13 protein-coding genes and 1 pseudogene are annotated in these 12,958 nt (G+C 70.3%); 6 read left to right on the top strand and 8 right to left on the bottom strand.

What is annotated here, in order from left to right:
• Positions 1–5: 5 nt before the first annotated feature.
• From V2J85_RS06840 to V2J85_RS06825, 4 genes are all read left to right on the top strand, one after another.
• Entirely contained in the window at positions 6–893 is an 888-nt protein-coding gene (locus V2J85_RS06840; protein WP_330820920.1) for a GNAT family N-acetyltransferase, read from the top strand.
• 43 nt (positions 894–936) lie between these two features.
• Entirely contained in the window at positions 937–1,719 is a 783-nt protein-coding gene (locus V2J85_RS06835; RefSeq protein ID WP_261957772.1) for an aminotransferase class IV family protein, read from the top strand.
• 103 nt (positions 1,720–1,822) lie between these two features.
• On the top strand, positions 1,823–2,374 hold the full coding sequence (locus V2J85_RS06830) for a nitrobindin family protein (protein ID WP_261957773.1): 552 nt from the start codon (positions 1,823–1,825) through the stop codon (positions 2,372–2,374).
• 81 nt (positions 2,375–2,455) lie between these two features.
• Positions 2,456–3,601 carry a hypothetical protein gene (locus V2J85_RS06825; protein ID WP_330820919.1) on the top strand — a complete coding sequence of 382 codons (1,146 nt, stop codon included), beginning with the start codon at positions 2,456–2,458 and terminating at the stop codon, positions 3,599–3,601.
• Positions 3,602–3,652: 51 nt separating this feature from the next.
• Here V2J85_RS06825 and V2J85_RS06820 read toward each other — a convergent pair whose 3' ends face one another.
• The 3 genes from V2J85_RS06820 to argG form a co-directional block, all read right to left on the bottom strand.
• On the bottom strand, positions 3,653–4,084 hold the full coding sequence (locus tag V2J85_RS06820; protein WP_261957775.1) for a GNAT family N-acetyltransferase: 432 nt from the start codon (positions 4,082–4,084) through the stop codon (positions 3,653–3,655).
• 55 nt (positions 4,085–4,139) lie between these two features.
• Positions 4,140–4,769, bottom strand: a complete 630-nt coding sequence (locus V2J85_RS06815) for a dihydrofolate reductase family protein (protein ID WP_261957776.1) — start codon at positions 4,767–4,769, stop codon at positions 4,140–4,142.
• A 205-nt stretch (positions 4,770–4,974) separates the two neighbouring features.
• Entirely contained in the window at positions 4,975–6,420 is a 1,446-nt protein-coding gene (gene argG / locus V2J85_RS06810; protein ID WP_261957777.1) for an argininosuccinate synthase, read from the bottom strand.
• Between the two features lie 324 nt (positions 6,421–6,744).
• On the opposite strand from argG, the pseudogene V2J85_RS06805 reads away from it, so the two are divergent.
• Positions 6,745–7,014: pseudogene (locus V2J85_RS06805) on the top strand (DUF899 family protein); the annotation flags it as partial.
• 72 nt (positions 7,015–7,086) lie between these two features.
• On the opposite strand, the gene V2J85_RS06800 reads toward V2J85_RS06805, so the two are convergent.
• From V2J85_RS06800 to V2J85_RS06790, 3 genes are read right to left on the bottom strand one after another with little or no spacing between them, the layout of a single operon-like run.
• Positions 7,087–7,962 carry a geranyl diphosphate 2-C-methyltransferase gene (locus V2J85_RS06800; RefSeq protein ID WP_261957778.1) on the bottom strand — a complete coding sequence of 292 codons (876 nt, stop codon included), beginning with the start codon at positions 7,960–7,962 and terminating at the stop codon, positions 7,087–7,089.
• Between the two features lie 31 nt (positions 7,963–7,993).
• Entirely contained in the window at positions 7,994–9,052 is a 1,059-nt protein-coding gene (locus V2J85_RS06795; protein WP_330820917.1) for a family 2 encapsulin nanocompartment cargo protein terpene cyclase, read from the bottom strand.
• Positions 9,053–9,070: 18 nt separating this feature from the next.
• The gene (locus V2J85_RS06790; RefSeq protein ID WP_261957780.1) at positions 9,071–10,513 is read right to left on the bottom strand and encodes a family 2B encapsulin nanocompartment shell protein; all 1,443 of its coding nucleotides are present in this window, start codon (positions 10,511–10,513) and stop codon (positions 9,071–9,073) included.
• A gap of 353 nt (positions 10,514–10,866) precedes the next feature.
• Here V2J85_RS06790 and V2J85_RS06785 point away from each other — a divergent pair, with 353 nt between their 5' ends.
• Positions 10,867–11,019, top strand: coding sequence for a hypothetical protein (locus V2J85_RS06785; RefSeq protein WP_261957781.1), 153 nt, complete (start codon positions 10,867–10,869; stop codon positions 11,017–11,019).
• A gap of 78 nt (positions 11,020–11,097) precedes the next feature.
• On the opposite strand, the gene V2J85_RS06780 is transcribed toward V2J85_RS06785, so the two are convergent.
• Positions 11,098–12,294, bottom strand: coding sequence for a hypothetical protein (locus tag V2J85_RS06780; protein ID WP_330820916.1), 1,197 nt, complete (start codon positions 12,292–12,294; stop codon positions 11,098–11,100).
• A gap of 195 nt (positions 12,295–12,489) precedes the next feature.
• On the bottom strand, positions 12,490–12,915 hold the full coding sequence (locus tag V2J85_RS06775) for a pyridoxamine 5'-phosphate oxidase family protein (protein ID WP_261957783.1): 426 nt from the start codon (positions 12,913–12,915) through the stop codon (positions 12,490–12,492).
• Positions 12,916–12,958: the final 43 nt, after the last annotated feature.

Raw genomic sequence — 12,958 nt, 5'->3', positions numbered from 1 at the left:
ACACCTTGTCGCTTCGCATCACCCCACTGACCGACCCCGAAGACGGGCAGTACAGCCGGCGTCTTGCATGGCTGGCGTCCGACGCCGACGCCATACCCGTCGGGACGGCCTTTCTCCGCCTGTTCACCGCCGCCGGACAGGACCACGTGGCCGAACTGGCCGTCCAGGTCCATCCGGCGGAGCGACGCGGCAACGTCGGTTCCCGGCTGCTCGACGTCGCCGTGGCAGCCGCTCGGGACCACGCCCGACGCAGCGTCACCGCACAGGCCGACGCCGGATCGCCCGGCGACGCCTTCCTGTCGGCCCGAGGCTTCCGCAAGGTCCTCACCCTGCGGTTCACCCGCTTGCCCCTGGCCGACGTGGATCCCGCTGCCCTGGACGAGATCGTCGCGCGCCCGCACCCCGGCTACCGGCTGGCATCCTGGCGGGGAACCGTTCCCGACGACCTCGCCCAGACCTTCGCCGCCTCGCGCCGTGCGATGGACGACATGCCCATGGACGACACCGACTACGGCACGGTGGTCTGGGACGTGGACCGGGTCCGAGCCGCCGCCCGGACCGTCGCGGAGCGCGGCGACCTGCTGCACACCGTTGCCGCCATCGACGAGTCCGACGGCTCGATCGCCGGCTTCACGGAACTGGTCGTCCCCGGGAGCGGTGAGGGTGACGGCCAGCACTACGGAACCGGCGTACTGCCCGAGCACCGCGGACACGGCCTCGGCCGGTGGATGAAGGCGGAGTCGATCAGACATGCCCACGGCCACTACCCGAAGTTGGGCGCCCTGTTGACCGACACCGCAGACAGCAACACGCACATGCGACACATCAACGAAGCCCTCGGTTATGTGCCCACGCACGAGGTCCTCCAGTACCAGCTCGATCTGGAAGGCTGAACGCGCGGGCCGGGCCGCAGCCCGTCCTGACATGCTGTGGGGCATGGCGCATCTCGACGGAAAGCCCGTGACCACCGATGACGTGCTCCCTCTGGCGTTGACGAGCTACGGACACTTCACGACCATGCGTGCCGACGCCGACCACCGGATCCGTGGTCTGTCCCTGCACATGGACCGCCTCGTACGGGACTGCCGGACCGTCTGGGGCGCCGGCCTGGACACCGGGCGCGTCCGGCAGTTCGTCCGCCAGGCACTGGAGGGACAGCGCGGTCCGTGCATGATCCGGGTGACGGTCTACGACCCCGCGGTGGAGGTCGGTCACCCCGCGGACGCCGATCAGCCCCAGGCGCTGGTCACCGTACGCCCGGCCGGGGCGATGCCCCCGCCGCCGCTGCGCGCGATGAGCGTCCCGTACGAGCGCGACCTGCCCCAGGTCAAGCACTGCGGACTGTTCGGCGCCCTGCACATCCGTCGCGCGGCACAGTTCGCCGGCTTCGACGATGCCCTGTTCATCGGGCCCGACGGTTACGTCAGCGAAGGCGCGACCTGGAACGTCGGCTTCATCGACGACGACGGCACCGTGGTCTGGCCGCAGGCCCCGGTGCTGCCCGGCATCACCATGAGGCTTCTGCAACAACAGGTCGCGCACCGGATCGCCCCCGTCACCCTGGCCCAGGCCAAGGGCATGCGGGCGGCATTCGCCACCAACACGGGCATCGGCGTCCGGGCGTTGACGGCTGTCGACGATGCCCCGCTGGCCGTCGAGGACCCGGTGCTGAGCACGCTGCGCGAGGCGTACCTGTCGATCCCCGGTGAGGAGCCCTAGGGGCACGGACACGAGGGCGAGCGCCGGCGTCCGGCGCGCGTCCGGCGCACCGGCTCTAGGCTTCCACCGGCACCGACCTCCCCACTCATCAGGAGCGCACCTCATGTCCGACCCCGCCGCCCCGAAGCACCCGTACCCCGACGCGTTCGGGCCGGACGAAGCGCCCGCCCCGCACGCACTGCTCGCGCCGCTGATCGGACTCCTGGGCACGTGGGTCGGCCGGGGGCGAGGCGGGTATCCGACGCTCGCCGAGGAGTTCGGGTACGCGCAGGAGGTCACCTTCAGCCACGACGGACGTCCCTTCCTCCGCTACGAGGCACGCGCCTGGCTCCTCGACACGGACGACGCCCCGCTGCGGCCGGCCGCCCGCGAGAGCGGCTGGTGGCGGCTGCAGCCGGAGGGACGCGTGGAGGCGTTGATCACCCAGCCCACCGGGATCGCGGAGGTCCTGGTCGGCCGGGCGGGCGACGGCACGGTCGACCTGACCACCCATCAGGTGGCGCTCGCACCCACCGCGAAGGAGGTCACCGCCACCCGCCGCCGCTACGACCTGACGGACCAGGACACCCTGAGCTTCGTCCACGACCTCGCGGCGGTCGGCCGGCCGCTGCAACACCACCTCGCAGCCGAGCTTCGACGCGTCGGTCGGAGCTAGGCTACTGATCTGCCGTTCAACAGCGGGTTTCCCGCTCGTTGCCCGCAGGCAACCAACATCGGCAGGCGGACATCTCTCCGTGTGACCGACCGACTGGGGGAGACGATGAACTGGTCCAGGCTGATGGGCGTGATGGCAGCCGGCCTTGTGCTGGGCGGGTGCGCCACGTCGGCGAGCACGACCGAGGCGGCGCGGAGCCCCAAGGCGTCCGCGCACGACGCGCACCCGACCGGCGCACACCGGACCGCGGGCCACGGCAAGGGCGGGAGCACGTCCGACGCCAAAGCCCACCACCCCTTGTTCACCGTGGTCGGCAATCTTGACGCCCGCCCCGGCCAACTGGTCGTGACACAGCTCGACGGCGTCGCCTGCGGCCCGGGGGACGCCCCGGTGGTCGCCACGTCACCGGCCTTCCGCGGGCCCGTACGGCTGCACTGGCAGAACGGCTCCTGCGGGTCCACGTCCGCCCTGGCGATGACGGCCAAGCCCGGCTCGTACCCCCTGTCGATCACCGTCGCAGGCCGCACCGTCGCCCGCGACAAGATCAAGGTCGTACGGTCCCGGCGCCCGTCGCTCAGCCTCACGCCGGTCTCGGAAGTGGCCCGCCCCGGGGCGCCGGTGTGGCTGTACTTCGACGATCTGTACCCCGGTGAGCGGGGCACCCACTTCACCGTACGGTCGGCAGCCCTGTCGCGGACCGTGCGTCTCGCCCACGACCGGCAGCTCGACTTCTACAACCCCCGGACGTTCCAGGCCCGGCCGCAGCTCAGGCCCGGCCTGGCGGACGGCACGTACACCTTCGAACTGCGCGGCCCGCACGGCCGGCACATCATGGAGAAGCGCCTGACCGTCCGCGCGTCCCGCCCCGGCGACCCCGACTACCTCGGCAAGGCCCACGGCCCCGATCTGTACCAGCCGGGCACCTATGCCGACAGCCCGCACCGGCACAGCTTCCGGGTCGCCCGCGGGGGAAAGGTCGAGGTCATGTGGCACGACGTGAACCCGGACCCGGGCGAGGAGATGCGTCTGACCGCCACCTCCCCGGCGTTCACCCACGTACTCCACCTCCGCGCCGACGACAGCAAGTCCGCCGACGGCGACGACCCGCGCTTCCTCAACACGGCGACCATCCGCGCCGACCTCGAGCCGGGCCGCTATCCGGTGACGGTCGTCGCCCACCACGGCCGCGTCAAGAAGGTCGGCTATGTGATCGTGACGGCTCGGTAGGCGGGGTGGTCGTGGTGGCCCGACCGTGCTTCCGGCCGGGCCACCTGCCGGTCAACTCCCGTTCATGAAGCGGTACATGCCCACCGAATCGTGTGCGGCGGTGTCGGCGAAACCGAACTTCTCGTAGAGGTGGCGCGCGGGGCCGTCCGCGATCAGAGAGACGTACGCGGTGGCGGGCGCCCGGCTTTCCAGCTCCTCGGTGAGCGCGGCCATGATGCGCTTGCCGAGACCTTGCCCCTGGTGTGCGGGGTGCACGCAGATGTCGACGATCTGGAACGCGGTGCCCCCGTCCCCGATGATCCGCCCCATGCCGATGGGCTCGCCCTCGTGGTGGAGGACGACGCCGTACCAGGTATGGGGCAGGGCGAGCGCGACTGCGTCGGGGGCCCGGTCGGAGAGGCCGGCATCCGTCCGCAGGCGGCGGAAGACCTCGACGGAGGGCACACCCGCACGCAGCTCGTAAGGGCCACTTATGCTGTCCATGCCTTACATGGTAGAGGTCGCCGGGTGCGGTGGGGAGTGGGGGTGACGAGGATCCTCACCCCTCTTCGTCCAGCGCGAAGGATCCGTACTCGGGTGTGCCCGCTCGTTCGTAGGCGCAGTACTGCACTCCCGCACCCGTGGTGCGGGATTCCGTGAGCGTCCAGGCGACGGGCGTGGCGCCCTCGCCGAAGAGCCGCTTGCCGGTGCCGATGATCACGGGGTTGACGAGCAGCCGGTACTCGTCGACGAGGTCGTGCTGCTGCAGGGTGTGGATCAGGTCGCTGCTGCCCTGCGTCATGAGCACGCCGTCGAGTTGTTCCTTGAGTTGCGCGACGGACTGAGCGGCCTCGCCCTTCAGCAGGTGGGAGTTGTGCCACTCCAGGCTGTCGCGGGTGCGCGAGGCGACGTACTTGGGCATGGAGTTGAGCTTTACGGCGATCGGGTTGTTCTCGTCGGTGACCCGGGGCCAGTGGGCGGCGAAGATGTCGTAGGTCTTCCGGCCCAGCAGGAGATGGTCGGCGGTCCGCTCGAAGATCCCCGTCATGAGGTCCATGAAGTCCTCGTCGACGTACGGGACCTGCCAGCCGCCGTGCGGGAACCCTCTGTCGACGTCCTCGTTCGGGCCGCCGGGGGCCTGCATCACGCCGTCCAGGGTGACGAACGCGGTGACGATCAGTCTGCCCATGGTGCTGCCTTTCGGGTACGGAATCCGCGTGCACCCGGAATGACTCCCGGGGCGGCGAGCACTCCCGCCACGTACCACCTTGGCGCATGCAACAGCGGCCGGCTCGGCGCCATGAGCGCTGAGCCGGCCGCTTCGGTGCTGCGTCACCCGGAGGACGGCGAGCGTGCTGCTCGCCGTCCGGGCTGGTCAGTCCGTTTCCGTCCGTTCAGTCCGTGCCGGACTCCATGGCGGCGCGGTCCAGCCACTCGTCGTCGCCGGAGACCTCGCCGCGGGAGGCGATGGCCTCGGCGCCACCCTCCGGCAGGGAGCCGATCAGCCCGGTCGCGGCCGCCTGCGCGGCGCCGACGGCGGGGTTGGCGGTGCCGATCAGGCCGAGCCCGGCGTACTGCTCCAGCTTGGCGCGGGAGTCGGCGATGTCGAGGTTGCGCATGGTGAGCTGGCCGATCCGGTCCACCGGGCCGAACGCCGAGTCCTCGGTGCGCTCCATGGACAGCTTGTCCGGGTGGTAGCTGAACGCCGGGCCGGTCGTGTCGAGGATCGAGTAGTCCTCACCGCGCCGCAGCCGCAGCGTCACCTCGCCGGTGACGGCCGCGCCGACCCAGCGCTGCAGGGACTCGCGCACCATCAGCGCCTGCGGGTCCAGCCACCGGCCCTCGTACATGAGGCGACCGAGCCGCCGTCCCTCGTTGTGGTACTGGGCGAGGGTGTCCTCGTTGTGGATCGCGTTGACCAGACGCTCGTATGCGGCGTGCAGCAGGGCCATGCCGGGCGCCTCGTAGATGCCGCGGCTCTTGGCCTCGATGATCCGGTTCTCGATCTGGTCGGACATGCCCATGCCGTGGCGGCCGCCGATGGCGTTGGCCTCCATCACCAGGTCGACGGCGGTGGCGAACTCCTTGCCGTTGATCGTCACCGGGCGGCCCTGGTCGAAGCCGATCGTCACGTCCTCGGTGAGGATCTCGACCGACGGGTCCCAGAAGCGGGCGCCCATGATGGGCTCGACCGTCTCCACGCCCGTGTCGAGGTGCTCCAGGGTCTTGGCCTCGTGGGTGGCGCCCCAGATGTTGGCGTCGGTGGAGTACGCCTTCTCGGTGCTGTCGCGGTACGGCAGGTCGTGGGCGAGCAGCCACTCCGACATTTCCTTGCGGCCGCCGAGCTCGGTCACGAAGTTCGCGTCCAGCCAGGGCTTGTAGATCCGCAGGTGGGGGTTGGCGAGCAGACCGTACCGGTAGAACCGCTCGATGTCGTTGCCCTTGAAGGTCGAGCCGTCGCCCCAGATCTGAACGTCGTCCTCGAGCATCGCCCGGACCAGGAGGGTGCCGGTGACGGCGCGGCCGAGCGGCGTGGTGTTGAAGTACGCCCGTCCGCCCGAGCGGATGTGGAACGCGCCGCAGGTCAGCGCGGCCAGACCCTCCTCGACCAGCGCCGCGCGGCAGTCGACCAGGCGCGCGATCTCGGCACCGTAGGTCTTCGCGCGGCCCGGCACCGAGGCGATGTCGGGCTCGTCGTACTGGCCGATGTCGGCGGTGTAGGTGCACGGGACGGCGCCCTTGTCACGCATCCACGCGACTGCGACGGAGGTGTCGAGGCCGCCCGAGAAGGCGATGCCGACGCGCTCGCCGGCGGGGAGGGAGGTGAGGACCTTGGACATGGAAAGAGTATGCAGCATCTCGCATGATCATGCAAAGGGGATGTGGCGTGCCGCGCGAAGCGGTCACTCAAAGTGAAGATGCTGGTACGGAAGCGTGCCGACAGTGAGCCCGGGTGCGGCCGGCACCGCCTCGCGCGCCCCCGTGCCGGAGCGGAGAATGGTGCCCTGGGCCGGTAGCTCCCTGCCGGTCGCGGAGGAGGTAGCCGATGCGCCACACCCATCTGACCGGGGAGTCGGAGACCTACACCGACGCGCGTGAGGAGCTGCGGCAGGCCGAGATCGAGCTGATGCGCCACCCCCACCTTCCGCGCGCACGCCCGCGACCGGCAGTGGACGAACCTGCGGCTGCTGAGCGCCGGTTCCAGCACCTTCAAGTACGACCTCGGCAGCGAGGACGCCGAGGGCAACCAGGACTCGACGGTGTCGGTCTTCACCCGGGACGGCAACGGGGACGTGCGCCACTTCTATTCGGCGCACCCCCGGATGGCCGAGGACATCGACCAGCGCGGGATCGACCTGCTCTGCCCGGTGTGGCACTTCCTCGACCTCACCCGGCACGGCCGGGGCGACTGGTTCGCCGCACTCGGCTACTAGACGAACGAGACGGCCGAGAAGAGCGCCTTCCCGCACGGGGGCTGCACCGCGTGCGGCGCAGCCCCCGGAGAGTCACACCCGGTCGGCCGCGATCAGCAGGTACTGGAAGCTGCCGTTGCGGTAGGCGTTCAGGAAGGTGTCCTCGATGCCGGTGACCAAGTGGTCGGCCTGGCGGCGCAGTTCCCAGTAGGGGAGTGCGGCCGCCGTGAGGTCCTGGACGTGCACGGGGACGAGCCTGTTGCGGGCCATGGCGCGGAAGTACGCCGAACGGGGGTGGATGTCGCAGATGTAGTGGGCGTTGATGAGGGACACCTCGCGGGAGGCGCGACCATACGCGTCGTTGTAGCAGCCGGTGATCACGACGTAGCGGCCACCGCGCCGCAGCAGTCGTGCGTGCTCCGCGAACAGCAGGTCCAGTTCGACGTACATGCTCGACTCGTTGTTCCAGGACGCCGCGTACGCGCCGGAGGTGAAGCCGGTGTCGAGCATGTTGCGGTGGTGGTAGCGCACCTTCGCGTCGATACCGCGCTTGCGGGCCTGCTCGTTGGCGAAGTCGGCCTGTTTGGCGGAGATGGTGGCCCCGTCGGTGTGGCACCCGTAGCGCAGGTGCGCGACCACGCTGCCGCCGCCGCGACCGCAGCCGGCGTCGAAGACACGGTCGGTGGGGGAGAGGCCGCCGAGGTGGGAGGCGAGGAGTTCGGCCTGGGCGTGTTCCAGCCGGTGCAGTTCGCCGGTGATCCGCTCGCGGCGGCGGTCGGGGTCCGGTTCCTCCAGTACGGACCGGTCGGCGTCCCCGATGCCGTAGTGGTGGTGGTACAGGTCGTCGATCTTGCCGAGTTCGAGGTTGACCGGGTTTTCCTCGGCGTTCCAGTAGTCCGCGACACGGGACTGGTACGTGGACTGGGTCGGCACCGGTGTGCGTGCGGTGTCGGCGTGAGCGATGGTCAACGGAGCTCCTTGCGGTGGTGCGCGGATCGGTCTACCAGTAATTCGGCAGGTGGTAGCGGTCGGTGTTCGTGGCGTGCCACTCGTGGTTGCCGGAGACCCAGTCGGCCAGGCTCCGGACGTACCTTTCGAGGAGAGGGGAGAGGGCGGCCAGCGGGGCCGACTCGGTCTCGAACGCCTCCATGATCTGGTTGTGGATCCCGACGCTCTTGAGGTAGGCGGCCTTGAGACCGCGTTTGTCGTTGGCGGCCACGACCTGCGGCAGGTTCAGATGGGTCGGGTCACTGGCCAGTTCCTTGGTGAAGGAGTACAGGTCGTTGACGATGGTCGTGGCGTTGCAGGCCAGAGCGGTGACCCGCTGGACCTCGGGGCGGGCGTAGAGCGGTTCGGGGAGTTCGTAGCCGTCCACGGCGTCCACGATGGACAGGCAGGGGCGGAAGTTGTTGAACTGCCGCATCACCAGGTACTCCCAGACCTCCGGTACGTGCCGCGTCTCGGCCCAGGACGCCTCGGCGAGATAGCCGAGGTGCAACCGCGCCATGTCATGGACGAACCGGCCGGTCTGACTGGGGGTGGCGAAGGCCGCGTAGTCCTTGAGGGCGCAGTGGTACGAGCGCAGCGGGCCGTCGGCCTGCACGCCGCCGCGCCACTCCTCCTCCGTTTCGGCGGTGCCGTGGAACGGGTCGAGGGCCGACTGGGCCATGATCAGTCGGCCGCCCAGGCCGCGGCGTGCGCCGCCCCGGCCTTCGTCCTCCTCGCAGTAGCAGCTGTCGACGAGGTTCTCGGCCAGCAGCAACTCGCCTGCGGCGGTGAGGCGTTCGAGATCGGCCGCACCGGGATGCTGCAGGACGACGGCCCGCCCGAACTGGAACTGCGTGAAGTCCCCCGTCCACTGCGCGGGGAAGAGGTCCAGCCGGCGGGCCCATGCCTCCAGTCTGCGGTCGACCTCCTTGACCTTGTCCGGGTCGGCGGGGACGGCGGGCCGGTACCGCAGCCCGGGGACGGCTCCGCCGCGTCGGGCCTGCGAGGAGCGGGCGAGGCTCGGCGGACCGGGCAACGCGAACCCGGCGGAGGTGTTGGGGGACGTGCTCATGGTTCGTACTCCACCTGGTCAGTCGGTGCTCCGGCCGATCTGGACGTTCTCCAGGACTCCGGCTGCGTCGGGCACGAGGATGGCCACCGAGTAGTAGGCGGTGATGAGGTAACGGATGACCGCGGCCTGGTCGATGCCCATGAAACGCACGTTGAGGCCGGGCTGGAACTCCTCGGGGATGCCGGTCTGGTACAGGCCGACGACGCCCTGGTCCGCCTCTCCGGTGCGCAGCGCGATGATGCTGCTGGTGTTCGTATCGCTGATCGGGATCTTGCCGCACGGAAAGATCGGGACGCCGCGCCAGGCGGGAACCTGATGCCCGTTGACATCCGCCGTACCCGGTACCAGACCGCGCCTGTTGCACTGCCGGAAGAAGGCGGCGATCGCCTTCGGATGGGCCAGGAACAGCCGGGTCTTGCGACGCATGGCCAACAGGTCGTCCATGTCGTCGGGGGTGGGCGGGCCGGTGTGGGTGCTGATGCGCTGGCCGTAGTCGGTGTTGTGCAGCAGTCCGAACTCCCGGTTGTTGACCAGCTCCCACTCCTGGCGCTCGCGGATCTCCTCCACGGTGAGCCGGATCTGCTGCTGCGTCTGGTCCATCGGGTCGTTGTAGAGATCGGCGACCCGGCTGTGCACCCGGAGGACGGTCTGGGTCAGGGAGAGTTCGTACTCGCGCGGGGCGAGGTCGTAGTCGACGAAACCGCCGGACAGCGTCGGCTCCCCGACGTGCCCCGCCTGCACCGGCACATCCGCCTCTCCCTTGCGGTTCGCGGGGAGCTGCTGCCGCTCCGCGTACGCCGCCAGATGTGCGGCGAGCGACGGCACCCGGTCGGTGAACTCCCGGATCACGTCCCAGGGAAGCGCCAGCAGCACGCCCGCGGTTTCGGCCCGGACCGAGCTCTGCCACCGAGGGTCGGGCCGGCCGATCGCCTCGTCGCCCATCTGGTCACCGTCCGTGACGACGCCGAGGACTTCCTCCTCGCCGTACTTGCCGGCGGTGTAGCGGGAGAACCGGCCGTGCACGACGAGGTACGCCTCGGTGGCCGGCTGTCCTGCCTCGAAGAGGGTCTGGCCGGCCCGGACCTCCCGGACGCGGAAACGGCCGGCGATCTCCTTGAGGACCTCGATGTCGTCGTAACCGCGCAGGACGGGCAGCTCGGTGAGGGTCTGGGGGATCACCCTGATGTCGTCGGCGCCGTTCTGCTCGAACTGGACACGGCCCCGGCCGACCCGGAGTTGCAGACGCCGGTTGACCCGGTAGGTGCCGCCCTTGACGTCCACCCACGGCAGCATCTTCACCAGCCACCGCGAGGTGATGGCCTGCATCTGGGGCTCGGACTTGGTGGTGGTCGCCAACTGGCGCGCGGCCTGTGTGCTGAGGCTGGTGAGCGCACTGTCTGCGGGTGGTTCGAGATCGGGCTCTTCGGCAGCGGGACCGGTGACGCTGTCCGGTACGGACACTTTCCCTCCCGGGACGTGAACAGAAGTGAGCAGAACGGCCGGTGGTGAGCAGGGTGGCCGTGCGCAGGAACAACCCAAACAGGAGGAAGATCGGGTGGGTACGGCGCGAAAGGGGGCGACGTTCGCATTCAGGAGTCACAAACCCCAAAACGAGGCAAACGGACCTCGTCCATGCTTCCGCACGCCCTCCGGCTGCCGCATGATCCAGGAATACGGGCACCGGGAACCCGTGGGCCCGCACGCACTCCGGCCGCCCGCAGCCGTCGCGGTACGGTGCCCGCGATGGCTGCGGGCGGCCCCGGGACGCGGCGGCGCCGCTCGTACGGGCCGCGCAGCGCGGCGACGCCCTCGTCATGGACGACCTGCTCAAGCTGGTGACGCCGTACGTCACGCGGCTGTGCGGCCCGATCGCCCCGCGCGACACCGCGGACGCCGTACCGGAATCCCTTCTCGCGGTGTTCCGGGGGGCTGCGCGGGCTGCGGGATCCACATATTCGGGATCATGAGGGAGTCCCTTCGTCGGATGCGAGAAGCCGCCTCATCCGCCAGGAGGCGGCCGCCCCCGCGAAAGTTCCCTCCTGGTGCTAGGCCTCGGCGATGTCCTGGTCGGGGTCTTGGCCGGGGGCCTGGGCGGGGGCCGTGGCGTCGGTGGTCTTCGGCCGGCCACCGGCGAGCCGTAGCGTCACGGCAGCCGCGATGCCCGCCAGCAGGCCCCAGGTCAGTGCGGCCGGGATGCCCTCGCCGAGGCCGGCGGCCAGGTGCAGCAGCCCCCATTGCAGACCCGTCCCGTCCGTCGCCATCCGCAGCAGCTGGCTCGCCAGCAGGCCGAGCACGGTCGCGCACACCGCGCCGACCGCCATCGCCGGGACGGTGGCGCGGGTGAGCAGTGCGGGCAGCCGCCGCAGGGCCCACCACACCACGACGAGCAGCAGTACGTCGGCGGCGCGATACAGGAGCCAGTCGCCGAGCGGCGTCCCCGCCGGGTCCGTCCAGGCACCGAACAGCAGCCACTGCCGCAGGAGGTCGCCCGGTTCGGAGAGCAGCCCGATGTTCGGGGACACCGTCTGGAGGGCGGCGGCGACCGACTGGTACGAGAGGACCATCAGGGACACGGCGATCACCGCGGTCCCGACGGTGGCGGCCAGGCGGGCCGCGCGGGCCGGGACTTCCGCCGGCGGCAGCGGAGCGGTTTCCTTGGCCGTGACCCGCGCTGCGACCACGGTCACCACCGCCGCGACCAGCGCGGCCAGCACCAGGATCTGCCGCCCGGAGCCGATCACGCCTGCGAGCCGGGGCAGGAAGCGGAAACTGCCGTGCCCGCCCGCGGCAATCATCCAGGGCGCGGAGACGGCCACCGCCAGGGTCCCGGCCACCACGCCCCACGCCCACGTCGCGAGCAGTGCGGCCGCCGTCCGGCCGCGGCCGCCGCGCACCGGCGGCAGCCTGCGGACCAGGAGCAGCGCCCCGAGCAGGAAGAAGGCGAAGACCGCGCCGAACCGGATCTGCAGCGCGGTCGTGTAGAGCGAGAGGTAGCGGGCACTGTCGACCAGGGCTTCGCCCCCCATCCCGCCGGACGCCTCGCCGCTGAGCTGGGTCGAGGACGGGGGGTCGTACGACCAGGGGGCGAGCCAGTGCTCCAGATCGGCGGTGGCCGGGCCGCCGATGACGTTGGTGGCGCCCGGCAGGTGCAGCGCGTGCGCGCTCGTCCCCGCCCACCAGAGAAGCGCCGTGAGCACCACCCCGCCGGCCAGTGCCGGTATCGCCGCGTGCCGATATGTCATGTGTTCCCCCGCCTTGGTCACGCATCCTGTGAATCCCCTGTGCACGTGGAGATTACGGGGCATTGATCACACCCGGATCACGGCCGTCTCCGCGGATCAGGGGCGTATCCGATGGCGGGAGGTGAGCACACGCGCACAGCGTTGCGGTACTTGTTGCCGTTGCCGTTGCCGTTGCCGTTGCCGTTGCCGTTGTGGTTAGAAGGACCCCAGGTCGGCGGACACCCAGTGTTCCGGCTGCAGATAGATGACGACGTGCGCACCGAGCTGGGCCTGGTCGAATTCCACGAAGTCGGCGACCTTGTCCTGGGGGAGGTACCGCGCGGCCATCTCCCAGGACCGCTCGCGGCTGTCCGGTTCCGTCCTGATCACCGGCCCCTCCACCGACACGTAGCGCACCGTCGGCTCGGTCCGCTGCACCATGAGGCTGAAACGCCCCGCAGCCCGAATCGCTCGTGCCTTCCGGGAATCAGGCCCGGTGCGCACCCACAGCTCGCCGCCCGGCGTGTACTGGTACCAGATGGGGACCGTCAGCGGTGCGCGGTCCGGCCGCTCGACCACTGACAGCGCACCGATGTGAGGTTCCGCCAGAAACTGTTCGCGTTCTCCTATCGACAAGGTCATGGGGCCGACCATAGTCCGGCCGACGACTCCCGGCCGTTCTTTT

The organism is Streptomyces bugieae (assembly GCF_036352915.1).
GTDB lineage: Bacteria > Actinomycetota > Actinomycetes > Streptomycetales > Streptomycetaceae > Streptomyces > Streptomyces endophytica.
This window is presented reverse-complemented; position numbering and strand designations above follow the sequence as displayed.

Excerpts from the sequence above, each read along its gene's own strand:
- V2J85_RS06780 (WP_330820916.1), bottom strand. The coding sequence starts at position 12,294 with ATGACATATCGGCACGCGGCGATACCGGCACTGGCCGGCGGGGTGGTG.
- V2J85_RS06835 (WP_261957772.1), top strand. The coding sequence starts at position 937 with ATGGCGCATCTCGACGGAAAGCCCGTGACCACCGATGACGTGCTCCCT.
- V2J85_RS06785 (WP_261957781.1), top strand. The coding sequence starts at position 10,867 with ATGGACGACCTGCTCAAGCTGGTGACGCCGTACGTCACGCGGCTGTGC.
- V2J85_RS06795 (WP_330820917.1), bottom strand. The coding sequence starts at position 9,052 with ATGAGCACGTCCCCCAACACCTCCGCCGGGTTCGCGTTGCCCGGTCCG.
- V2J85_RS06815 (WP_261957776.1), bottom strand. The coding sequence starts at position 4,769 with ATGGGCAGACTGATCGTCACCGCGTTCGTCACCCTGGACGGCGTGATG.
- V2J85_RS06775 (WP_261957783.1), bottom strand. The coding sequence starts at position 12,915 with ATGACCTTGTCGATAGGAGAACGCGAACAGTTTCTGGCGGAACCTCAC.
- argG (WP_261957777.1), bottom strand. The coding sequence starts at position 6,420 with ATGTCCAAGGTCCTCACCTCCCTCCCCGCCGGCGAGCGCGTCGGCATC.
- V2J85_RS06830 (WP_261957773.1), top strand. The coding sequence starts at position 1,823 with ATGTCCGACCCCGCCGCCCCGAAGCACCCGTACCCCGACGCGTTCGGG.
- V2J85_RS06820 (WP_261957775.1), bottom strand. The coding sequence starts at position 4,084 with ATGGACAGCATAAGTGGCCCTTACGAGCTGCGTGCGGGTGTGCCCTCC.